The sequence below is a fragment of the Clostridium sp. CTA-7 genome (assembly GCF_054768095.1).
The window spans coordinates 401,951-423,569 of sequence record NZ_BAAAAV010000003.1 but is presented as its reverse complement, the minus strand read 5'-3'; the positions used below and the strand labels follow the sequence as shown (position 1 = coordinate 423,569).

Below are 21,619 nucleotides of genomic sequence, written 5' to 3'. Positions count from 1 at the left end.
TTTAATATATTAGAGAAGGGGAGATTTATATTGAAGGGATTAATTTTATATTTTAGTGGTACAGGAAATACAAAATTTATAGCAAATAAGTTATGTGAGGAATTTATAAAAAATAAATGTAATATAGATATGCATTCTATTGAGGAAAATATTAATATTAAAAAATATTCATATGATTATTTAATAATAGGATTTCCTAAATATTTTGAATATATCCCTGAAATTTTTATGGAGTATATAAAGGATAATATAAATTATTCAGAAAAAGAAATAAAAACCATGATATTTTCTACAGGAAGAGATGTAATAAAATCATCTTTTAAGGAGTTAGAGGATTTATTATTGGAAAAGAACTATAAGGTTGTAATTACTAAGAATTTTAAAATGCCTAATAGCTATATATTAAGTAAGAAGTATAAAAATGTAGAGGTTAGAGATTTAGAAGAAATTTATAAAATTTCAGCTGATGAAGTAAAGAATTCAGTAGAAAATTTTCTTATTGAAAATTATAGTAAAGAAAACATTAGTAATTTTAAAGGAAATATTATTAAAAGACTATCAAAATTTAGAACAAGAGAATTATATAAGAATTCCTATAAGTTTTCAATAAATTCAAACTGTGATAAATGCAATTTATGTGTTAGAAATTGTCCAACTAAAAATATAGAGAATATCACTAATGAAATTAAATTTAGAGATAATTGTATAATGTGCTGTAGATGTATAAGTATTTGCCCACAAAATGCAATATTATATAAAGAAAAAAAGTACTCTCAATATAAAGCCAATATTAATTTAATAGTAGGTTAGTTTATTTAGAAGTTTAAAATTAAGTTATAATATCATCTATGAAAAGGTAGGCTTAAAGAAAGATGTAAATAATTTAAATTATATTATTAAAAGAAGGTATACCTTCTTTTTTTATATTTAAGTGAATTAATGATATAATATTATATATTTAATAAATAGAAGTTATTTAATTTATAGGAAGAGGTATAGAATGAAGAGGTTACTAAGTATATTATTTAAGTCAATACAAGGATTAATGGTGGCTTTATTTACTATTGGATTAAGTGTAATAGTATCATTAAATTTAAGGATTATTTATACTTATTCAATAAGTAAGTATAATTTAACTGAATTGGGGAGCATATCAAAAGAAAATTTAATAAGCGATTATAATATTTTACTTAATTACTTACAGAATCCTTTTATTAAAAAATTAAAGTTTAATAATTTTATAATGAGTAACAATGGAGAATTTCATTTTTATGAGGTTAAAAAAATATTTTTAAGTATATATTTAATAGTTATAATACTAACAATATTTTTTGTAGTTTTATATTTTATTAATAAGTATAAAAATAAAGAATTTAACTTATTTAAAATGCTTAATTATGGAGCAAATACACTTATAAGCATAATAACATTTTTGCTATTATCAATATCTATAGATTTTTCAAAGTCTTTTGTAGTTTTCCATAAGATATTTTTCAATAATGATTATTGGATTTTTGATTCAGTTACAGATCCTATTATAAATGTTTTGCCAGAGGAAGTTTTTAAATTATATGCTATAATAATATTGTTATTTATTTGTATTTCAATAATTATTTACAAAATTCTTTATTATAAAATTGGAAGTAAAAATAATTTAGTTAATTATAAACAATTATAAACAATTTAGAAGAGTGAGGGGGTTCCTTCACTTTTATTTAAGTGCTAAATGTTTTTTCATCAGAATTAAAAAATATTTATTTGTACTATTTAAAAATTTATTTTATGTATTAAGAACGTATGTTTTGTCTATGATTATAATATATTTAAAGAAGTAGCTTTACTTTAGTAAGGAGTGTTTAATTTGACTGATAGAAGTTTAGAAATATTAGAAAAATATTATGGCTATAAGAGTTTTAGAAAAGGACAAGAAAGTATAATAAAAAGTATTTTAAATAAAAGTGATGTATTAGCAATTATGCCAACAGGTGGAGGAAAGTCTATTTGTTATCAAATACCAGCTTTATTACTTGAAGGAATCACTATAGTAATATCGCCACTTATATCTTTAATGAAAGATCAAGTGGATACAATAAAACAAATGGGAATAGAATCTACATATCTAAATAGTTCATTAAGCTCAAAGGAATTTAATGAAATAATAAGTAACATAAAAGAGAATAAATATAAAATAATATATGTTGCTCCAGAAAGATTAGAGTCTTATGAATTTATTATGGCAATAACAGAATGTAAAATAAGTCAAATTGCAATAGATGAAGCACATTGTGTATCTCAATGGGGACATGACTTTAGATCAAGCTATAGAAGAGTAAAAAAGTTTATTGATATGCTTAGTATAAGACCTATAATAACAGCTTTTACTGCAACGGCAACAGAAGAAGTAAAAAAAGATATAATTAGTTTACTTGGACTTAGAAATCCAAATTTATTTATAACGGGATTTGATAGAGAAAATTTATTTATTAATATAGAAAAAGGAAATGATAAAAAAAGCTATATACTGAAATATATAGATAATAACAAAGATAATTCAGGGATAATATATGCAGCAACAAGAAAGGAGGTAGATTATATTTATGATCTTTTAATCTCCAAGGGTTATAATGTTGGAAAATATCATGCGGGATTAAATGATGAGTTAAGAAAAGAATACCAAGAGAATTTTATAAAGGATAAACTTACTATAATGGTTGCAACTAATGCATTTGGAATGGGGATAGATAAACCAAACATAAGATTTGTAGTTCACTATAATATGCCACAAAATATTGAAGGATATTATCAAGAAATAGGTAGAGCAGGAAGAGATGGAGAGAAAAGTGAATGTGTTTTATTATTTTCTCCTGGAGATATACATACTCAAAAATATCTTATTGAAGCTAGCGTAGAAAATGAAACTAGAAAGATAAACAAATATAAGAAATTACAACAGATGGTTGATTTGATTTATAGTAATAGTTGTTATAGAAAGTATATTTTAAATTATTTCGGAGATGAAATTGAAGAGGATTGTAATAATTGTAGTAACTGTTTAAGTGAAGGTGAGGTTGTAGATAAAACTATAGATGCTCAAAAGGTTTTATCTTGTATATATAGAATGAAAAGAGGATTTGGAACAACAATGTTAATTGATGTTCTAAGAGGATCCAAGAATAATAAGGTAGTATCAGCAGGTTTTGATAAACTATCTACTTATGGAATTATGAAAGAATATAAAAATGAGAAACTAAAGGAATTTATTAACACTTTAATATCACATGGCTTTTTAGAATCTGTTGAAGGAACATATCCTATTTTAAGGCTTAATAATAGATCAGTTAAAGTATTAAAGGGAGAGGAGCAGGTATTATTAAAGGAAGTTAAGATTGTAAGAAAGTTAGAAGCAAATAATGAATTATTCGAATTATTAAGAGAGTTAAGGCTAAATATTTCTAGAGAGGAAAATGTGCCACCATATGTAATATTTGGTGATGGTACATTGAAAGAAATGACTGTGAAATATCCATTAGATAAAGATTCTATGTTAGATATTTCAGGTGTTGGAGAAACTAAGTTTAATAAATATGGAGAAAGATTTATTGAAGTTATTAAGAATTATGTTGAAGTAAATAATATTAAGATTAGCAATCAGAAGGATAAAAACGATAATTATATAGAGGATGAAGAATTTTTTGAAGTAAAAAGCGATAAAGAGTTACTAGATAGACTATATTTACTAAGAAGTGAGTTTGCAAAAAAAGAAAGAACTATACCTAGTATGATAATTAGTAAAAATTCTTTAAAAGAAATTAGTGGTAGATACCCATGTAATGACGAAGAGCTAAAGGACATCGTAGGGGTAGGACCTAAAAAAATAGTATCTTATGGAGAAGAAATACTTAAAGAAGTTAAAAGATATTTAATAGAAAAGGATATAGATAGAGTCTGGAAGGAAAAAAAGAAAAAAAGGTTAATATTAGATGGTGAAAGCAGAAGTAATAATGAAATTACATTAGATTATATAAAAAATGGGATGAGTTTAGAAGAAGTATCATTAGATTTAGAGATTTCAATTTCTACAATTTTAGGATATATAACTGATTATATACAAGAATCAGGAGATACTGTATTTAATTTAAATTTAGATAAGTATTATAATACTTATGAAGAAGAAATTATATTAGAAGCTTGTAAGAATTATGGTTATGATAAGGTGGGAGTATTAAAAAAAGCACTACCAGATAATATTAAATATGAAGGAATAAGAGCTGTTATTTTAAAAGAGTATTTTAGTATTAAATAATAAAACAATAATTTTATTTTAATTATGGAAGTTATTAATAAATAATTTTCATAATTAAAATAATGAATAAATTTTAAAAAAGTTATTGACAAATAAATTTTAAATGATATTATATAAACATAAAGTAAAAGTTTACATTTGGAATTAAATATTTGATTGTTACTGATTTTATCAGGCGAGACCTTATTCAATGCAAAGAATTGTTAATAGCATCTTTGTATTTAATAGGGTCTTATTTTTTAAAAACAATTAAATATATAAATAATAAGATGTAAGTTAGTAAAACTAATAGTATTAGGTATAATTTTTAATTATACATGTTAAAAGGAAATTAAATATGGATTGTTACTGGTAAAGCAGGCGAGACCAAATTAGATAGAATAAATCAATATTCTATTTGTTTTGGGCTCGCCTTTTTTATAAATATATTTTAAGGAGGATTTTTTATGAAATATGAACAATTAGCTAAAGATATTGTGGCAAATGTAGGTGGAAAAGAAAATATTAATTCTTTGACTCACTGTATTACACGTTTACGTTTCAAATTAAAAGATGAAAATAAGGCTAATACAGATGTATTAAAAAACATGGAGGGAATAGTTACAGTTATTAAAAGTGGTGGACAATATCAAGTTGTTATTGGTAACCATGTAACAGATGTTTTTAACGCTGTAAATGAAGTTGCTGGATTACAAAATTTATCTGAGTCTACTTCTGATACAAAAGAAGAAAAAATGAATCCATTTAATAAATTTATCGATATTATTTCTGGTATTTTTGCACCAACACTTGGTGTTTTAGCAGCAACTGGTATGCTAAAAGGATTTAATGCATTATTTTTAGCATTAGGATGGTTAACACAAGAATCAGGAACTTATCAAATTATACAAGCTATAGGGGACTCATTATTTTATTTCTTCCCAATATTCTTAGGATATAATGCATCTAAGAAATTTAAAACAAGCACTTATTTAGGTATGTTAATTGGAGCTGCATTAGTATATCCAAGTATATTAGGTTTAATGAATGGAACACCTTTATATACTTTATTCCAAGGAACTATGTTTGAATCACCAGTTTATATTACTTTCTTAGGTATTCCAGTAATATTAATGAATTATACATCAAGCGTAATTCCAATTATAGTTGCAACATACTTTGGTGGAAAAATAGAAAACGGATTCAAAAAGATAATTCCAGATGTTGTAAAAACATTCTTAGTACCATTATTCACTTTATTAGTAATAGTACCATTAACATTTATCGTAATTGGACCAATAACAACATGGTTAAGTAAAATGGTAGGAACAGGATCACTTTCTCTTTATAACTTCTCACCAATAATAGCAGGTTTATTATTAGGTGCATTCTGGCAAGTGTTTGTAATCTTTGGATTACATTGGGGCCTAATTCCAATAATGTTATTAAATATGTCAACTATGGGATATGATTCAGTATTAGCACCAATGTTTGCAGCATCATTTGCACAAACAGCTGTTGTAATGGCTATATTCATTAAGACAAAAGATAAGAAGATGAAATCATTATCAATACCTGCAATTATATCAGGGTTCTTTGGAGTAACAGAACCAGCTATTTATGGTATTACACTGCCAAGAATCAAGACATTTGTAATAAGCTGTATTGGAGGAGCTGTTGGAGGAGCAATCATTGGATTTATGGGAGTTAAACAATATACAATGGGTGGACTTGGATCTTTCGGATTCTTTAACTATATAAATCCAGCCAATGGAGATACTAGTGGAGCAATTAACGCATTAATTGCAGTAGGTGTAGCTATGGCAGTTAGCTTTGTATTAACATTTGTTATGTACAAAGATGAAGAAGTAAAATAAAGAAATATAAAAGTTTATAAACTTCTTTAATGTATAAGCAAGATTTAGAATAAAATAAATTTGAAAATTAGAAATTTTAAGGGGAAAAATTATGAAAAAAAGATTATTATCATTATGCTTAGTTGGAGTACTATCTGTATTATCAGTAGGATGTGCTTCAAATACAGATAAAAAGGTAGAGGCTCCAAAAGAGACTAAGCCAGTTGAAATATACTTAACAAGACATGGTAAAACTATGTTAAATACTACAGATAGAGTTCAAGGGTGGGCTGATGCTCCACTTACAGCACCAGGTAGAGAAGTAGCTGAATTCCTAGGAGCTGGATTAGCTTTAGAAAATGAAAAGTTTGTAGCAGCATACGCAAGTACTAGTGGACGTGCTATAGAAACTGCACAAATTGCATTAGAAAAGAGTGGACAATCAGATTTACAAATTAAGCAAGATAAAGATTTAAGAGAAGCTTGCTTTGGAGATTATGAAGGTGAATTCAATCATAAATTCTGGGAAGATTTAGCAAAAGCTAACGATATGACTTTAGAGCAGTTTATGAAAGCTCCTGATATGAAAATGATGCTTGATACTGCTTCAAAAATAGATCCAGGTAAGCAAGCTGAGAACTGGGATCAAGTTTCAACTAGAGTAAAATCTGCAGTTGATAAAATAGCAAAGGAAACTGAAGAAAATGGTGGTGGAAAAGTTTTAGTTGTATCACATGGGATTACATTAATGACTTTCTTAACACAAGTAGCACCAGAATCACTAAAAGATCTTAGTGGTGGTTTAAAAAATGCTAGTGTAACTAAAGTATTATATCAAGATGGTAAATACACTGTTGAATCAGTAAATGATATGAGCTACGTAGAAAAAGGAAAAAATAAATAATTCTTATGATAAAAAAATGGCATCTCTTGAAGAGACGCCATTTTTTTATAGAGCTAATTTTAAAATTTCTTTAGCCTCTGTATATCTAATTTCAACAAAGTTACCTACATGATCACAATGAGCTACCAGCTTCTTAGACATCTCATCTATATGCTTTTCATCTATGTTTACGTGACTTAATCTAGTTGGTAATTCAATTTTAGTAAAGAAGTTTTCAAGGGCTTCAATACCACGCAAAGCAGTTTCCTCAAGGTCATTGATATTTATATCAATGTCAAAAACTCTATTTGCAAACTGAGCAAATCTATTTACATCATGTTTATAAACGTATTTCATCCAAGCTGGGAAAATAATTGCAAGTCCAGCACCATGGGCTATATCATAAATCCCACTTAATTCATGTTCTATATCATGAGTTGCCCAATCACCAATTCTTCCCATACTTAACCAATCATTATGAGCAACCATTCCAGATAACATTATTTCTGCTCTTGCATCATAATCATTAGGATCTATATTTAATCTTAACGCATTGTCTATTATAGCCTTTAATGTGCTTTCACATAATCTATCAGTTAAATCAACATGTTTTTCATTTGTAAAGTATCTTTCTAATATATGAGCGAACATATCAGCAATACCACAAGAAGTTTGATATTTTGGAAGAGTAAAAGTAAGCTCTGGATTTAATATAGAAAATACAGGTCTTAATGTAGGATGTCCAGTACTTCTTTTAAATAAACCATCTTCATTTGTTATAACACATCCAGAACTTGTTTCACTTCCAGCAGCTGGTATAGTTAATATTGTTGCAAGTTGAAGACATTTATGATTTATAGGAGTTCCTAAAAATAAATCCCAAACATCACCATTATAATTAACTCCGGCAGCAATAGCCTTGGCAGAATCTATAACACTACCACCACCTACTGCTAATATAAAATCTATATTATGCTTTCTACAAATATCTATACCTTCTCTTACAAGAGAAACTCTAGGATTAGGTTTAACTCCAGAAAGTTCTATTACCTCTATATTTTCATTTTTTAATGAGGTTAAAACTTTATCATATAAGCCAGTAGATTTTATACTACCACCACCATAGTGAAGTAAAACTTTACTAGCATATTTTTTTATTTCTGAACCGATACTATTTTCAGTATCTTTTCCAAAGATAATTTGAGTGCTATTTTTATAATCAAAATTTCTCATAAAGACCTCCTCATATTTAAATATTAGAATATAGATATATAATACTCCAAGAAAGAAAAGGTTTCAAGGAATAGGATATTATTATATATAGTTTTTATTAAATAAAATTATATATTATTTCATAACTTTTCTTAGTAAATTAATTTTATTATTATAAGGTGCAAATTTAATAGGAAATTCAATAAAAGTTCCTCTTTTAATTACAGATTTTTTATGGGTAAATATATCAAAACTAGCTTTTCCATGATAAGCTCCCATACCACTAGGACCAACTCCGCCAAAAGGTAAATATGAAGAAGCAACATGAATAATTGTATCATTTATTGTGACTCCTCCAGAAGTGGTGGAGCTTAACATCTTTTCTACTGAAGAAGAATCTTCGGAAAAATAATATAGAGCAAGAGGTTTATCATTATTTGTTACATAATTAATAGCTTCATCAATAGTTGAATACTCTAAAACAGGAAGTATAGGACCAAAAATCTCTTCTTCCATAATGGAGTTATTATTTTTAATATTTGTAAGAATGGTTGGTTCTAAATATAAGCCTTTTTCATCAGACTTTCCACCAAAATAAATATCACCATCTTTTAAATAACTTTTAAGTCTTAATAATGATTGTTCATTTACTATTCTAGGAAAGTCAGGACTCAATTTTATGTCATTTCCAAATTGAGATACTAATTCTCTTTTAATCTCAATTAGTAGTTTTTCTTTGACATCCTTTTGAACTAGTATATAATCTGGAGCCACACAAGTTTGTCCTGCATTTAAAAATTTACCCCAAACAATTCTTTTAGCAGCTAAGCCTAACTTAGCTGAATTATCTATAATACAAGGACTTTTTCCACCAAGCTCCAAGGTAATTGGAATAAGGTTTTTTGAGGCTTTTTCCATAACTATTTTTCCTACTCGAACACTTCCAGTAAAAAATATATAGTCAAACTTTAAATCTAATAAATAAGATACTGTATCTCTACCGTCTAAAGGATTAACAACTCTTATATAGTTTGACTCAAAATTATTATTAATTATTTTTTCTAGTAATAAAGAGATGTTTTTAGTGTTTTCAGAAGGCTTAATAATAGCACAGTTTCCTGCAGATATAGCACCTATTAAAGGAGCTATAACTAGTTGGAAAGGATAATTAAATGGGCCAATTATTAAAGTAACACCATAAGGATCTTTATATATATAGCTTCTAGCTGGAAAATGAACTAATGGACTTCTTCTTTTTTCTTTCTTAGACCACTTTTTTAAGTTTTTTATATGAAGATTTAATTCATCATATACTATTCCTATTTCTGTAGCATAGCTTTCAAAATTAGATTTTCTTAAATCTTTATAAAGAGCATCCATTATATCTTTTTCATTTTCTTTAATTAATATTTTTAATTTTTTTAAATTATTTATTCTATAATTAATATCTTTTGTTTTAGAAGAATTAAAAAAGTCTTTTTGACTATTAAATATATTTAAAATTTTCTCCATAAAAACCTCCATAAAATTTATCAAATAAAAATAACTATATTATATATAACTTTATTATATCACTATAATTATAAATAAATATAATTTAAGGATATATTAAGTTGAATAGTTATATACATAAATGTTAAAATATAAATACCCTATAGAGGTATAGTAACATGGAGGTTTAAATTATGGAAGAAGAAAATGAAAAGCTAAGAAAAGATATAGTAAATAGATTAAAAAGAATAGAAGGTCAAGTAAAGGGAATTCAAGGAATGATGGAGAAAAATGTTTGCTGCTCAGATATTTTAGTTCAAATTTCCGCTATTAGATCGGCAATAAACAGAGTTGGAGGATTAACTATTGAATACTATGCTAATAACTGTTTAGGTATTGAAGAAGGGTCCTCTGAACAAGAAACTTTAAAGCAACTTATAAAAACCATAAATACTTTTGTAAAATAATAACTTTAAAAAATTAAAATTTACTATTTACAATTTGTTTATAAAATGATATTATTCATATAAATAATTGAATTACAGGCTATGATGAGAAGAAGTAAAATTAATGTATCTTTTCAGAGAGTTCTACATTAGCTGTGAGTAGAATAAGAAAATTAATTTGAATAACATCTCTGAGCCGTACCCCGAAAGATTACAACTAGTAGGCGGTAACCGGGTTGCGCCCGTTATAGTGCTAGAGTATCTAAGTAAATTTTACTTACGTACTTGAAGAGGCTATTGCTGTGAGGTAATAGTGAATTAAGGTGGTAACATGGAGTATAACTTTCATCCTTTTATATATTTTTATAAAAGTATGAAAGTTTTTTTATTGCAATAAAATCGTTAAGCTATGGGATATCTTTAAAATATGGGAATTTAGTTATTTAAACTTACTTAGAGGAGGAAATTTAAAATGAAAGTAGAAGGAATAATAATACCAGAAGGTTACAAAAGTAGCACAACATTAATTGAAACAGAGGTTCATATTAAAAAAATTAAGGATTTTTTTGAAAGAGCATTAGCAGAAAACCTAAGTTTAACAAGAGTTTCAGCACCTCTTTTTGTTGAATCTGGAAATGGTTTAAATGATACTTTAAATGGAGTAGAAAGACCTGTTAAATTTGATATATTAGCTACAGGAGAAGATGTAGAAATAGTTCATTCATTATCAAAGTGGAAAAGACTAAGTCTTCACAGATATGGTTTTAAAGTATCAGAAGGATTATACACTGATATGAATGCAATAAGAAGAGATGAAGAGTTAGATAATATTCATTCAGTTTATGTAGATCAATGGGATTGGGAATTAGTTATAGATAAAAAAGATAGAACTGAAGATAAATTAAAGGAAATAGTAAGAAAAATTTATACTGCTTTTAAAGATACTGAAAAATATGTTCATAAGGATTTAATAGAGGGAGAGGAAAGGCTTCCAGAAGAAATATTCTTTATTACCACTCAAGAACTAGAAGATAAATATCCAAATCTTACTCCTAAGGAAAGAGAAGATGTGGTATGTAAAGAACATAAGGCAGTATTTTTAATGAAGGTTGGTGGAGTTTTAAAATCAGGGGAAAAGCATGATGGAAGAAGTCCAGACTATGATGATTGGAACTTAAATGGAGATATACTATTCTGGTATCCTCTTTTAGATAGAGCTATAGAATTGTCTTCTATGGGTATAAGAGTTGATGAAGAGGCTTTAGATTATCAACTTAAAGTTTCAGGAAATGATGATAGAAGAAAGTTAAACTTCCATAAGATGCTATTAAATGGAGAATTACCATATACAATAGGTGGCGGAATAGGCCAATCTAGAATTTGTATGTATTTTTTAAACAAAGCTCATATAGGAGAAGTACAAGCAAGTACATGGGACGAAAAAAATTTAAAAATATGTGAAGAAAATGATATAAAATTATTATAAAATGTTTCTAAATAATAATTAATATCAATTAAAACTTCTAATTAAACAATATTCTTGACAAATTAAAATAAATATTTATAATTAGGTTATATTAATTATTTATAAAAATAAAGTAATTTTTAAATATTAAAAATTAAATAAATTGAGGAGGGGAATTACATGAAGGCATTTGTTGACGAAAATACATGTATATCTTGTGGACTTTGTGAAGGAGTTTGCCCAGAGGTATTTTCATTAGAATCAGGAGTTTCAGTTGCTATAGAAGGTACTGTAGCACCAGAATTAGAAGAAGCAACAAGAGAAGCTTGTGAAGGTTGTCCAGTAACAGCTATTTCAATAGAAGAATAGTTTGAAAAGCCATACACTAATATGATAGTGTATGGCTTTATTTAAATATTTTTCTTCTTGCACGTCTTTCCAACTCTTTAAATTCCCTATTTTTCTTAGCGGACATTAAAAGTCTAGTAAGGGTTGACACCAAAATAACCCCAAGAGCAAGTGACCCTGCATTAGCAAGAGTAGTTAGCCCGGTTTCAAGAGATTTCATTATGTTACCAGTTACCGCTTCATACATAGTGTAATACATTCCTCCACCAGGAACTAATGGTATTAAGGCACAAATTATTAAAGTAGTTACAGGAGTTTTTAATATTCTTGCTAATATTTCTGAATATATACTAAATATAATTGCAGATATAAAAAATGAAGAGGTTACATTAAAGCCTAAACTTTGGCAATAGAGACTTATAAACCAGCTTATCCCGCCGCCTAAAGCAGCATAAAATAATTTCTGTCCTTTTATATTAAAAAGTATTCCAAAACCAAGGGTAGAAAAGAAGGCAAATAGTGATTGTATAAACATATTAAAGTCCTCCAAAAGTAGAAATCCAAAAACTAAGAACAGCCCCTGTACCAACAGCTATAGATATAGCTACTAGAAAAGCTTCAGCAGCTCTTGTAAGTCCAGCTAGTAAATCACCAGAAATAGTGTCTCTAATTGCATTAGTTATTGCAAGCCCAGGAACTAAAAGCATTATAGATCCTATTATAGTTTTATCTATATCATTTATAAATCCTAGTTTTAAGAATATAATAGCCATTATAGCTGCTATTCCAGCAGAAATACTGTTTATAAAAAATTGATTTATTTCAAGGCTAGAAAATTTTATGGATATTGATTTTATAACAAGACCAACAAAAAATGCAGCAATAGCCTCTCTTAATTTACCTCCAAATAAAAATACAAAACAAAAAGCACCTAAAGCAGAAATTAAAATGGCTATTTTATTATTGTATCTATCACCATTATTTATAATTTGAAGTTGAGTTTTTAATTCAGACACAGACAAATCTCTAGCAATAATATTCCTAGATAAATCATTTACTTTATCTACCCTATCTAGATCTATGGTTCGAGTTGATACTCTTCTTATTAAAGAATATGTTTTACCATCGTTGCATACAGAAACCATAATACCAGTTGGTGTTACAAAGCTTTCAGCCTCTTCTACACCGTAAATTTTACAAATTCTCCATATTATCTCTTCAGCTCTATAGGTTTCTCCACCAGATTCAAGCATTATTTTACCAGCAAAAGTTGCAACGTGAAGTATTTCATTCATATCCATAATTCTTAGCTCCTTATAATTTATAAAATTTCTTAAGTATTATAACATAAAGGCATTAAGTATAGTATATACTACTTTGTAGAATTAATAATATATATATTATTAATAAATTATTTTTGAAATTTATAGAAAATAAGAATAAAATACAAATATTAATTGATTATTAGATAAATTATATTTATAATTTATTAAAAAAGGATTTGGGGTGACAATATGAATTTTGAAAAAATTTCAAAAGAAGATAAAGTAATTTACCAACTAATAGAAAAAGAACTTAATAGGCAAAAAGAAGGAATAGAATTAATTGCATCAGAAAATTTTGCATCAGAGGCAGTTATGGAAGCTATGGGCTCATATCTTACAAATAAGTACGCAGAAGGATATCCTAACAAGAGGTATTATGGTGGATGTCATGTAGTTGATGAAGTTGAAGATATAGCAAGAGAAAGAGCCAAGGAATTATTTGGGGCTGATCATGCAAATGTTCAACCACATTCAGGTTCACAAGCAAATATGGCTGTTTATCTATCAATACTTGAGCCAGGAGATACTGTTTTAGGAATGGATTTAAGTCATGGTGGACACTTAACTCACGGATCACCAGTGAATTTTTCAGGAAAATTATTTAACTTTATTTCATATGGAGTTGATAAAGTAACTGAAACTATTGATTATGATTTAGTTAGAGAAATTGCTATTAAACATAAACCAAAGCTTATAGTAGCAGGAGCAAGTGCATATGCAAGAGTTATAGATTTTAAAAAATTTAGAGAAATTTGTGATGAAGTTGGAGCTTACTTTATGGTAGATATGGCTCATATAGCAGGTCTTATTGCAGCTGGAATACATCCATCACCAGTGCCGTATGCTGATTTTGTAACTTCAACAACACATAAAACTTTAAGAGGTCCTAGGGGTGGTTTAATTCTTTGTAGAGAAAAATATGCAAAGCAAATAGATAAGACTATATTCCCAGGAATTCAAGGAGGACCTCTTATACATACAATAGCAGCGAAGGCAGTATGTTTTAAAGAAGCTTTAGATCCTAGCTATAAGGAATATATGCAAAATGTAGTTAATAACTGCAAAATTCTATCTGATGAGTTGATTAAATATGACTTTAAAATTGTTTCTGGTGGAACAGATAATCATTTAATACTTCTAGATTTAACCAATAAAGATGTTACAGGAAAAGATGCAGAAATACTTTTAGATAGCATAGGTATAACAGTAAATAAAAATACAGTTCCAAATGAAACTAAGAGTCCATTTATAACATCTGGTATAAGGATAGGAACACCAGCTGTTACAACAAGAGGATTTAATGAAGAAGATATGAAGGAAATAGCATCTATAATTAATGATGCTATTTCTATAGAAAATCCTAATTTAGAATTATTAAAAAATAGAGTTAAAGATTTATGTGAAAAACATCCTTTATATAATAAATAATTTCAGGTTAGTTATCTGATATTAAAATAGTAGTAATATGTAAATAGTATTCATGTAATATTATTTGTTACATATTGCTACTATTTCTTTGTTTATTAATTTTAAAATTGTAAAGGTTAAAATAAAAAATACGATATTTATAAAAAAAGGAATTTAGGGGGAAACGACGTGGGAAAGAGAGTTACAGAGGTTACCAATAAGTATTTTGTTATAGCAACAACTATACTTGCAGCAACATATTCTTTAGGGTTATTAGTAATGATGCAAAAAGGAAGTATGGTTAAGGAATTTGTATACTTAGCTTTAGCAGTTATATCATTATTTACTATTTTAATGATTATATTTTATTTAAAGAACAAAAGCAATGTGAAAATAAGACATATAGCTGTTACACCATATGCAGTTGTATATGCTATTACCTTATTTGCATCTGATTTAGCGGTAGCACCAATAGCTATTATACCTCTTATAGTTATTTGTATGGTCTATCTAGACGAAAAATTTATGGTTAGACCAATTGTAGGAGCAGCAATTTTTAACATTATTTGGATTGTTCTAAACTTTAATAAAGAAGGAATGAGAGATGCAATGCCCTTAGAAATGGTTTGTATCTTTATGTTTTATGTTATGGCCTATTTAATTACTAGAATATCTAATAAGATAAGATTAGAAGCAGATAAAGAAAGAGAGAAAAGTAGCAATATGGTTAAGGAACAAGAAAAAATCTTATCAGAGATAAGAGGAGCAATTGAATTACTAGATAAAAATACAGTATCAATCTCGGGTACATTCAATACTATAGAAGAGTCATCAAGTGATATAAGCAGAGCTATTTTAGAAATTCTAAATGGTTGCGAAAGTACTACTTCTAATATTGAAGAGCAAAATAAGGCATCAAATAATATAAAGTTAGATATTGAAAGTGCTGTTGAAAATTCTAAGAATATGGAAGTTAATTTTAAAGAAAGTAGAGCAATATTTGAAAGTATATTTAAGATGATTGAAGAGGTAGCTGTGAATTCTAACCATGTTAAGAATAAAAATTTAGAGGTTTATAAAACGGCTAATGAATTAAAAGAAAAAACGTCAAAGGTATTAATGATAATAGATATAATAAGAGATATTTCAGAAAAAACTAATCTTTTAGCTTTAAATGCAGCAATAGAATCAGCAAGAGCAGGAGAATATGGTAGAGGATTTTCAGTTGTTGCAGATGAAATAAGGAAGCTTGCTGAACAAAGTAAAGATTCTTCAAATGAAATAAATAATATAATAAAAGAATTAGAAAAAGAGGTATTAAATGTTTCTAATTCTATTAGTGAAGTTACAGAAATAATAAATGAAGAAGAAGTTACTGTGAAAAATACCTCTAAAGAACTTTATGAATTAACAAATGGACTAAATAGTATGGAAGAACTTGTTAATAAAGTAACTAAAAAGATTATAGCAATAGATAGTGATAATTTAAAAATAACAGATGGAATAACTAATGTTGCTTCAATATCTGAGCAAACTTTGGCAAATTCACAAAATACAACAGCGATTGTAGAAATATTATTTAAGGAAGTTACAGATGCAAAAAGTTCATTAGATGAATTAGTAGAACTATCTAAAAGAATGAACACATATGCATAGAAGAATTTAAAAAAGGTGTTATAATATAGTTAAAATATTATAGCAAAGGAGAAGTATATAAAATGAAACTTATATCATGGAATGTTAATGGGATAAGGGCCTGTGTAACAAAAGGCTTTTTAGAATATTTTAAAGAAATGGATGCGGATATTTTTTGTATACAAGAAAGTAAGTTACAAGAAGGACAAATAAATTTAGAATTAGAAGGATATAGTCAATATTGGAATTATGCTGAGAAAAAGGGTTATTCAGGAACAGCTATTTTTACAAAGGAAAAGCCTTTAAATGTAAAATATGGTTTAGGGGTAGAGGACCATGATAAAGAAGGTAGAGTTATAACATTAGAATTTGAAAAGTTTTATATGATAACTGTATATACTCCGAATTCACAAAATGAACTTGCAAGATTAGATTATAGAATGGTTTGGGAAGATGTATTTAGAAAATACATAAAATCCTTAAATGAAATAAAACCTGTTATAGTGTGTGGGGATTTAAATGTAGCACATAAAGAAATAGATCTAAAAAATCCTAAAACTAACTTAAGAAATGCAGGTTTTACAGAAGAGGAAAGAGGAAAGTTTACTGAGTTATTAAAAGCTGGCTTTTTAGATACATTCAGATATTTTTATCCTGATAAAGAAGGAGCTTATTCTTGGTGGTCTTATAGATTTAATGCAAGAGCAAAGAATGCAGGTTGGAGAATAGATTATTTCTTAGCATCTGAGGATTTAAAAGACAAATTACAAGGAGCTAAAATTCATTCAGAAGTTTTAGGTTCTGATCATTGCCCTGTAGAGTTAACAATAAATATTTAATCATATAAAATTATTTAAATATATTCTATATCAAATAATATCTATAAGTTTAAGTTAAAAAGCAACCTAATTACATCATAATTTAGTTTATTTAAAAGTAATATATAATATAAGTAAACTATAGGGGTGATGTAGTGTCAATCAAAGAAGTTAAGAATAGCTTACCAAAGGAACTTATAGATATTTTAGAAAATATATTTACAGATGGTCAATTAGATCTAATTTATAAAAGTTTTTATAGAGGAAGAAATACTACTTTTAGAGTTAACACCTTAAATGGGAATACAAAAGAAGTAATGGATGAATTAAATATGAATAAGATAAAAGCTGTAAATCATCCATTAATCAAAAATGCATTTATAGTAAAAGGGATAAAGGAGAGTAACTTAAGAAAATTAGAGATTTATAAATATGGTAAAATATATTTACAAAATCTATCTTCAATGTTACCTCCTTTATTTTTGGATTTAAAAGAAGATTTAGTTATATTAGACATGTGTGCAGCACCTGGAGGAAAAAGCCTTTATATGGCGGATTTAACCCGAAATAAGGCTACTATTTTAGCTAATGATGTAAATGAAATAAGAAGAGAAAGGCTAAATTATAATATAGAAAAACAGGGAGCAGATTCTATTATTGTTTTAGGAGCTGATGGTTGTAGCATAGGTAAAAGATTGAATAGATATTTTGATAGAATTCTTTTAGATGCACCTTGTTCAGGCGAAGGTACAATGATAATAAAAAATTCTAAAGCCTATAAAGGGTGGAGTGAGAAAAAAGTAGCACTTTATGCAAAATTACAAAAAAAGCTATTCGATAGTGCTTATCATGCATTAAAGCCAGGTGGAGTTATTGTGTACTCAACTTGTACTTTAAATCCTTTTGAAAATGAAGAAATTATTGATTATGCATTAAATAAATATAGTGACTTAAAATTAGAAAATATAAATTTAGAACTTTCTAATGTTATTAGGGGTATAAGCGAATATAAGTGTAAAGCATATAATAAAGAAGTGAAAAAAACTATAAGAATAATACCAAGTGAAACTATGGAGGGTTTTTTTATAGCTAAGTTAGTTAAGAGTAAAAAATAACTTATATGATGTTTAGAAACTATATATTAAAATTTTATTTAAATATAATAAAAATAATTAAATAAGAAGAATAGAAAACTAGTTTTATATACTTTCTATTCTTCTTTTAATTTTTAGTAATGTACGTGAATTAAGTGGAATTTTATGTTATCATTACTCCATCCTAAGTCATAAGGAACAAGAAGTCTATCAGTATTATGACATGTAACTAATGGATAACCCTTAGAATCAAAGCCGGTAACTGTAGATATATGAGTAATTCTACCTTTTTTTTCATAAGCAACAAAATCTCCAGGTCTCATATTAAAAGCGGCTTTATAAGTTTGTTGATAAGATCCCTTAGCTATATAAGAGGCTCTACCACTACCAACCATATAATTTTTAAAGCCTTGTGCATTTAGCCAAGCTTTAGTACCTTCTTTTCCGGAGTAATTCCAAGCTCCATTTTTCTTAAAACCTCCGCCATCATGTAATATTTGAGAAGCAAAATTTGCACAATCTCCTCCATCAGGATTATGATTTTTATACTTTGAGTTATATTTGAAGGTGAAATTTTCATCTTCAGAAACCCCACAATATTTATGAGCATATTCTACTGCTTTTGTTAACCTCTCATTTGGAATGAATTCTGGTTGTTTTTGGGATAGTATGTATTGTCTTATTTCCTCTGATTTTATATTATTCATATCCAATGAGTCAGCAAAAGGATCAGTGTACCATTCTTTAGTAATTATATATCTATCTCCTTCTTTTTTTAAGTTAAGATAATGATTAGTACCAAGTCTAAAATGATTAATAATATCTGGTGAATCTATATAATAATAATTGAAGTCAGTTGCTACGTCACAAATTACACCATATAATCCAGGTTCTTTTTCGGCAACTTTTCTTATTTTGACTATAGATTGTAAGTCTTTAAATTTTACAGCTTGTTTTTCTGACCAATTAATTAAATATTGAGTTTTTTTTGCCTCACTTTCATATGCCCATAAACTTACTTTAATATTTAAATCATAAAATCCTTTTAAAACTTCACAGTCTCCTAAAACTATAGCCTCATTTCTTTGAGCAAATAGATTTTCCAATAAGTCTTTAAATTCTTTTTTCATTTCCTCAGAGGATAGACCATTATTTAAAAAATTAATAGCTTCTTCATCTTCATAAAATTCATCTGCAAAAGATGTAGAAAAGGGTAGTATATTAAAAGTTAATAATAGTATTAATATTAAGCTTATAGATTTATATTTAAACCTCACAAATTTCGCCTCTCTTTCGCTAAATAATACATATATGTAGTTTGTACAAAAGGCTTGAAATTTATATCTATGTTAAGCAGTATTTTTAATGGATGTTTTTAGCAAAGAAGCAATACAAGTCATATAATAAAATAATATAAATTTTATAAGGGGAAATTTATGAAAAGATTAAACTATCTTTATGATAATTCAATGGAAGTGAAATTTGATAATGGAGATAATATAGTATTTATATCAGATGTTCACAGAGGAGATGGAACCTTTTACGACTCATTACTAGCAAATAGAAATATATATAAAACTGCACTATCTTATTATTATAGAAAGGGGTTTACTTATGTTGAAGTAGGAGATGGAGATGAACTTTGGAAAAATAGAAATTTTAATGATATTGCTTATTGTTATAATGATATATTTAAGTTATTTAATAAATTTAAAGAAGAAAATAGAATTTATATGATTTATGGAAATCATGATATAATTAAAAATAGAGAGACCTTTTATATTACTCAATATAAAGCTTTAAAAAGAATTGGAGCAGACTATGGGAAAAATTTCTTGAAGTTTATTAAGGATATAAAATTTTATGAAGGTATAAATTTTAAGTTTAAACCAATTAATGAAAAATTTTTAGTTACTCATGGACATCAAGCAGATCCTATTAATTCAGATTATTGGTTAATATCAAGATTTTTAGTAAGGTATGTATGGAAATTTTTAAATGGCTTAGCAGGTTTTAATGATCCAACTAGTCCGGCTAAAAATAATAAAAAAGGAAGTAAGGTAGATAGGAAGCTTGAAAAGTGGGCAAAAGAAAATTCAAAAATGTTAATTTGTGGACATACCCACAATAGTAGAATGCCAGGAAAGCTTGAACCACCTTATTTTAATGATGGATGTTGTATTTTACCTTATGCTATGACTGCTATAGAAATAGAAAGTGGTAATATTTCTCTTATAAAATGGAGTGTTGAATCTCAGGAATCAGGGATTCTTTGGGTAAGAAGAAAAGTTATAACTGGTCCTCAAAGTTTAGAGGGATATTTATTATGGGCAAGAGATGAAAGGATAAGGATGATAGAAGAATCTAAAGACATAAATAAAAATTTAAATAAAAAAACAAAATGTTAAAGGAGATTTAAAGGATGAATTCAATTGATTTACATTGTGACACAGCTAGTAGGCTACTATATGAAAATTTAAAATTAAATGAAAGTATTTGCAAGGTTGATATTAAGAAGTTAAAAAAAGGTAAGGCTTTAGCACAAGTTTTTGCACATTTTATAGAACTAAATATAGTAGATAATCCATATTTAGAATTTAAGAGAATGAATGAAGTTTTAACTAAAGAGTTAAAAGAAAACTACAATGATATTGAAATAGTAAGAAATTTGAGAGAATTGGAAGAAGTAAATAATAAAGGTAAGATAGGAGCATTTTTATCAATAGAAGAAGGTGAGGTTTTAGAAGGAAGAGTTGAAATGGTAAAAGAGATTTATGATTTAGGAATTAGATTTGTAACTTTAACATGGAATTTTGCTAATAGTATAGGATATCCAAATGCAGGATATAAATATAAAAATGAAGGTCTAACAGATAAAGGAAAAGAGATTGTTTTTGAAATGGAAAAGTTGGGGATAGTACCAGATTGTTCTCATTTATCAGATGGTGGATTTTATGATTTAGTCCATATATGTAAAAAACCTTTTATAGCAACTCATTCAAATTCAAGAGAAATAACTAATCACTCAAGAAATTTAACAGATGATATGATAGTTAAGCTTTCTAATAAAGGCGGAGTTATGGGGTTAAATTTTTGTGCACCATTTTTAGGAAAAGAAAAAGTTCCTACTATTAAATCTATGATAGAACATATAAAACATATAAGAAATATTGGAGGAATAGATGTTCTTGCCTTAGGAACAGATTTTGATGGAATTGAAAATGAAGTAGAAATAAAAAATATAGGAGAAATAGGTAATCTTAGAGAAGCATTACTTAAAGAGAAGTTTACAAATTCAGAAATAGATAAGATATTCTATAAAAATGTAAAAAGAGTAATTAAAGAATGTCTATAATA

At 27.1% G+C, this 21,619-nt stretch carries 18 protein-coding genes, 1 pseudogene and 1 other annotated feature; of the genes and pseudogenes, 14 read left to right on the top strand and 5 right to left on the bottom strand.

Annotated elements, in window-relative coordinates; genetic code table 11:
* Nucleotides 1-30 precede the first annotated feature (30 nt).
* The 5 genes and pseudogenes from ACYUEX_RS08135 (at nucleotide 31) to ACYUEX_RS08115 (ending at nucleotide 7,042) form a co-directional block, all read left to right on the top strand.
* On the top strand, nucleotides 31-810 hold the full coding sequence (locus ACYUEX_RS08135; RefSeq protein ID WP_460287507.1) for an EFR1 family ferrodoxin: 780 nt from the start codon (nucleotides 31-33) through the stop codon (nucleotides 808-810).
* 190 nt (nucleotides 811-1,000) lie between these two features.
* Complete coding sequence (locus ACYUEX_RS08130; RefSeq protein WP_460287506.1) at nucleotides 1,001-1,678, top strand: TIGR01906 family membrane protein; 678 nt, start codon at nucleotides 1,001-1,003, stop codon at nucleotides 1,676-1,678.
* Between the two features lie 183 nt (nucleotides 1,679-1,861).
* On the top strand, nucleotides 1,862-4,303 hold the full coding sequence (gene recQ / locus ACYUEX_RS08125; protein WP_460287504.1) for a DNA helicase RecQ: 2,442 nt from the start codon (nucleotides 1,862-1,864) through the stop codon (nucleotides 4,301-4,303).
* 446 nt (nucleotides 4,304-4,749) lie between these two features.
* Nucleotides 4,750-6,150 (top strand): annotated as a pseudogene (locus tag ACYUEX_RS08120) (PTS transporter subunit EIIC); the annotation flags it as partial.
* A gap of 100 nt (nucleotides 6,151-6,250) precedes the next feature.
* Nucleotides 6,251-7,042: a histidine phosphatase family protein gene (locus ACYUEX_RS08115; protein ID WP_411168067.1), complete on the top strand. Its 792-nt coding sequence runs from the start codon at nucleotides 6,251-6,253 to the stop codon at nucleotides 7,040-7,042.
* Between the two features lie 45 nt (nucleotides 7,043-7,087).
* On the opposite strand, the gene ACYUEX_RS08110 is transcribed toward ACYUEX_RS08115, so the two are convergent.
* The gene (locus ACYUEX_RS08110) at nucleotides 7,088-8,254 is read right to left on the bottom strand and encodes an iron-containing alcohol dehydrogenase (protein ID WP_460287503.1); all 1,167 of its coding nucleotides are present in this window, start codon (nucleotides 8,252-8,254) and stop codon (nucleotides 7,088-7,090) included.
* 114 nt (nucleotides 8,255-8,368) lie between these two features.
* Entirely contained in the window at nucleotides 8,369-9,745 is a 1,377-nt protein-coding gene (locus ACYUEX_RS08105; protein ID WP_460287502.1) for an aldehyde dehydrogenase, read from the bottom strand.
* 173 nt (nucleotides 9,746-9,918) lie between these two features.
* On the opposite strand from ACYUEX_RS08105, the gene ACYUEX_RS08100 reads away from it, so the two are divergent.
* From ACYUEX_RS08100 to ACYUEX_RS08090, 3 genes are all read left to right on the top strand, one after another.
* Nucleotides 9,919-10,191 carry a metal-sensitive transcriptional regulator gene (locus ACYUEX_RS08100; protein ID WP_411168064.1) on the top strand — a complete coding sequence of 91 codons (273 nt, stop codon included), beginning with the start codon at nucleotides 9,919-9,921 and terminating at the stop codon, nucleotides 10,189-10,191.
* A gap of 72 nt (nucleotides 10,192-10,263) precedes the next feature.
* Nucleotides 10,264-10,526: a binding site (T-box leader), on the top strand.
* A 116-nt stretch (nucleotides 10,527-10,642) separates the two neighbouring features.
* Nucleotides 10,643-11,656, top strand: coding sequence for an aspartate--ammonia ligase (gene asnA / locus ACYUEX_RS08095; protein WP_460287501.1), 1,014 nt, complete (start codon nucleotides 10,643-10,645; stop codon nucleotides 11,654-11,656).
* A gap of 159 nt (nucleotides 11,657-11,815) precedes the next feature.
* On the top strand, nucleotides 11,816-12,004 hold the full coding sequence (locus ACYUEX_RS08090) for a ferredoxin (protein ID WP_322413688.1): 189 nt from the start codon (nucleotides 11,816-11,818) through the stop codon (nucleotides 12,002-12,004).
* Between the two features lie 37 nt (nucleotides 12,005-12,041).
* On the opposite strand, the gene ACYUEX_RS08085 is transcribed toward ACYUEX_RS08090, so the two are convergent.
* Nucleotides 12,042-12,518: a threonine/serine exporter family protein gene (locus ACYUEX_RS08085; protein WP_411168062.1), complete on the bottom strand. Its 477-nt coding sequence runs from the start codon at nucleotides 12,516-12,518 to the stop codon at nucleotides 12,042-12,044.
* Nucleotide 12,519: 1 nt separating this feature from the next.
* Nucleotides 12,520-13,284 (bottom strand): threonine/serine exporter family protein, encoded by a 765-nt coding sequence (locus ACYUEX_RS08080; protein ID WP_460287499.1) that lies wholly within the window; start codon nucleotides 13,282-13,284, stop codon nucleotides 12,520-12,522.
* A 213-nt stretch (nucleotides 13,285-13,497) separates the two neighbouring features.
* On the opposite strand from ACYUEX_RS08080, the gene ACYUEX_RS08075 reads away from it, so the two are divergent.
* From ACYUEX_RS08075 to ACYUEX_RS08060, 4 genes are all read left to right on the top strand, one after another.
* Nucleotides 13,498-14,736, top strand: coding sequence for a serine hydroxymethyltransferase (locus tag ACYUEX_RS08075; protein ID WP_460287498.1), 1,239 nt, complete (start codon nucleotides 13,498-13,500; stop codon nucleotides 14,734-14,736).
* A 168-nt stretch (nucleotides 14,737-14,904) separates the two neighbouring features.
* Nucleotides 14,905-16,371, top strand: coding sequence for a methyl-accepting chemotaxis protein (locus ACYUEX_RS08070; RefSeq protein WP_411168059.1), 1,467 nt, complete (start codon nucleotides 14,905-14,907; stop codon nucleotides 16,369-16,371).
* A gap of 62 nt (nucleotides 16,372-16,433) precedes the next feature.
* Nucleotides 16,434-17,189: an exodeoxyribonuclease III gene (locus tag ACYUEX_RS08065; protein WP_460287497.1), complete on the top strand. Its 756-nt coding sequence runs from the start codon at nucleotides 16,434-16,436 to the stop codon at nucleotides 17,187-17,189.
* A 134-nt stretch (nucleotides 17,190-17,323) separates the two neighbouring features.
* Nucleotides 17,324-18,283: an RsmB/NOP family class I SAM-dependent RNA methyltransferase gene (locus tag ACYUEX_RS08060; protein WP_460287496.1), complete on the top strand. Its 960-nt coding sequence runs from the start codon at nucleotides 17,324-17,326 to the stop codon at nucleotides 18,281-18,283.
* A 113-nt stretch (nucleotides 18,284-18,396) separates the two neighbouring features.
* On the opposite strand, the gene ACYUEX_RS08055 is transcribed toward ACYUEX_RS08060, so the two are convergent.
* Entirely contained in the window at nucleotides 18,397-19,539 is a 1,143-nt protein-coding gene (locus ACYUEX_RS08055) for an amidase domain-containing protein (RefSeq protein ID WP_460287495.1), read from the bottom strand.
* 159 nt (nucleotides 19,540-19,698) lie between these two features.
* Between ACYUEX_RS08055 and ACYUEX_RS08050 the strand changes: the two genes are divergently transcribed.
* Both ACYUEX_RS08050 and ACYUEX_RS08045 read left to right on the top strand, forming a co-directional pair.
* Nucleotides 19,699-20,670: a metallophosphoesterase gene (locus ACYUEX_RS08050; protein WP_460287494.1), complete on the top strand. Its 972-nt coding sequence runs from the start codon at nucleotides 19,699-19,701 to the stop codon at nucleotides 20,668-20,670.
* Between the two features lie 14 nt (nucleotides 20,671-20,684).
* The gene (locus ACYUEX_RS08045) at nucleotides 20,685-21,617 is read left to right on the top strand and encodes a dipeptidase (RefSeq protein ID WP_460287492.1); all 933 of its coding nucleotides are present in this window, start codon (nucleotides 20,685-20,687) and stop codon (nucleotides 21,615-21,617) included.
* Nucleotides 21,618-21,619 lie beyond the last annotated feature (2 nt).

Bases quoted from the DNA above. Each gene is read 5' to 3' on its own strand.
- ACYUEX_RS08130 (WP_460287506.1), top strand. From the start codon at position 1,001: ATGAAGAGGTTACTAAGTATATTATTTAAGTCAATACAAGGATTAATG.
- ACYUEX_RS08115 (WP_411168067.1), top strand. From the start codon at position 6,251: ATGAAAAAAAGATTATTATCATTATGCTTAGTTGGAGTACTATCTGTA.
- ACYUEX_RS08110 (WP_460287503.1), bottom strand. From the start codon at position 8,254: ATGAGAAATTTTGATTATAAAAATAGCACTCAAATTATCTTTGGAAAA.
- ACYUEX_RS08105 (WP_460287502.1), bottom strand. From the start codon at position 9,745: ATGGAGAAAATTTTAAATATATTTAATAGTCAAAAAGACTTTTTTAAT.
- ACYUEX_RS08100 (WP_411168064.1), top strand. From the start codon at position 9,919: ATGGAAGAAGAAAATGAAAAGCTAAGAAAAGATATAGTAAATAGATTA.
- asnA (WP_460287501.1), top strand. From the start codon at position 10,643: ATGAAAGTAGAAGGAATAATAATACCAGAAGGTTACAAAAGTAGCACA.
- ACYUEX_RS08090 (WP_322413688.1), top strand. From the start codon at position 11,816: ATGAAGGCATTTGTTGACGAAAATACATGTATATCTTGTGGACTTTGT.
- ACYUEX_RS08085 (WP_411168062.1), bottom strand. From the start codon at position 12,518: ATGTTTATACAATCACTATTTGCCTTCTTTTCTACCCTTGGTTTTGGA.
- ACYUEX_RS08080 (WP_460287499.1), bottom strand. From the start codon at position 13,284: ATGGATATGAATGAAATACTTCACGTTGCAACTTTTGCTGGTAAAATA.
- ACYUEX_RS08075 (WP_460287498.1), top strand. From the start codon at position 13,498: ATGAATTTTGAAAAAATTTCAAAAGAAGATAAAGTAATTTACCAACTA.
- ACYUEX_RS08065 (WP_460287497.1), top strand. From the start codon at position 16,434: ATGAAACTTATATCATGGAATGTTAATGGGATAAGGGCCTGTGTAACA.
- ACYUEX_RS08050 (WP_460287494.1), top strand. From the start codon at position 19,699: ATGAAAAGATTAAACTATCTTTATGATAATTCAATGGAAGTGAAATTT.
- ACYUEX_RS08045 (WP_460287492.1), top strand. From the start codon at position 20,685: ATGAATTCAATTGATTTACATTGTGACACAGCTAGTAGGCTACTATAT.